Source organism: Stenotrophomonas sp. 10N36 (genome assembly GCF_056395005.1).
Map to the genome: position 1 here is coordinate 1 of NZ_JBFTIS010000043.1, position 1,216 is coordinate 1,216.

At 62.6% G+C, this 1,216-nt stretch carries 1 protein-coding gene; it reads right to left on the reverse strand.

Features of this window, described 5'->3' with window-relative positions; all coding sequences use genetic code 11:
• Positions 1-154: 154 nt before the first annotated feature.
• Entirely contained in the window at positions 155-1,078 is a 924-nt protein-coding gene (locus tag AC1DCJ_RS20275) for an IS110 family RNA-guided transposase (protein ID WP_478071790.1), read from the reverse strand.
• Positions 1,079-1,216 lie beyond the last annotated feature (138 nt).

Sequence of the window (1,216 nt, forward strand, 5' to 3'; positions counted from 1 at the left end):
GGGCCCCGTAGCAGCCGGTAGCAACTGTGTTGATCAGCGCCTGCCTGATCCGTAGCTGAGGCGGCTCCGGTCGGTTTCCTGCGCGCGCAGTAAGCGGTAGGTGCCGGCCGTTGGCCGGCACGCCTTTGCCCGCCATGTTGTCCGCCCAGGGCGTTCAGGCTGGGCGCATGGCGGCTCTTTCATCACGCACGCGCGCATTGAGGATGACCAGCATCTTGCGCATCACCGCCACCAAGGCGACCTTTCCTTCCTTGCCRCGTGCACGCAGCGACCTGTAAAAATCACGCAGACGCGGCTCGTGGCGGGCGGCGGACATGGCCGCCATGTAGAGTGTCTGCCGGATGTCGGCTCGGCCTCCTTTGATCCCGCGTTTGCCACGCACGCTGCCGCTGTCGTTGGACAACGGGGCAACRCCTACCAGTCTGGCGATCTGCTTTCCGCCAAGCGTTCCCAGCTCTGGCAACCGGCACATCAGTACCGCCAGCAACACCGGGCCCACACCCTTGAGCGTTTTCAATATCGCCAAGTGAGGGTGTTCAATAAGCAGCGTCTTCAGCTGCTCGGCGATCAGTACATCCAGCCGCGCCACGCTGCGCACAAGCTGTTTGATGTTGCCCTGAAGCATCTTTCGCAGAGGCTTGTCCGCCACGGGCAGCAACTGCTGCTTTGCCATCTTCAGCAGCTCGATGACCTGCTGGCGGGCACGAACATACTCGCCCAGAYGGCGCTGCCATGGCTCCAGCGGAACGTACGGATGAAGGTCTATTTTCTCTGCCATATAGGCCAGCATGGCCGCATCCAGTCTGTCGGTCTTGGCCCTCCCCAAGGTGTTGGCCAGGCTGCGCGCCCGCTGCGCATTGGCTCGGGCCACCGGCAGTGCGGCCTGGTGTAGGGCATCCAGTGCGGCCAGCTCGTAGCCGCCGGTGGCCTCCAGCACCACCTGMTTCACCGGTAGCGTATTCAGCCATCTCACCAACTTGCAGTGACCGGCTGCGGTGTTGTTGAACTGCCGGGCCGGGCCTTGAAAGACCGCAACATCCAGGTGTTTTTTGCACACATCGATCCCGATTCCGCTCATGGGAAATCTCCGCTAGGCTGGAAAGGTCGAGAGCTCCCCCGCTTGCCCAGTCTTATCACTTCGAGTGCTGCCTCGAGCAACTGTTCGGGCGGATCAAGGGAGATTCCGGCGTGGGCGCCCAGCTACAGGTCGATCGTC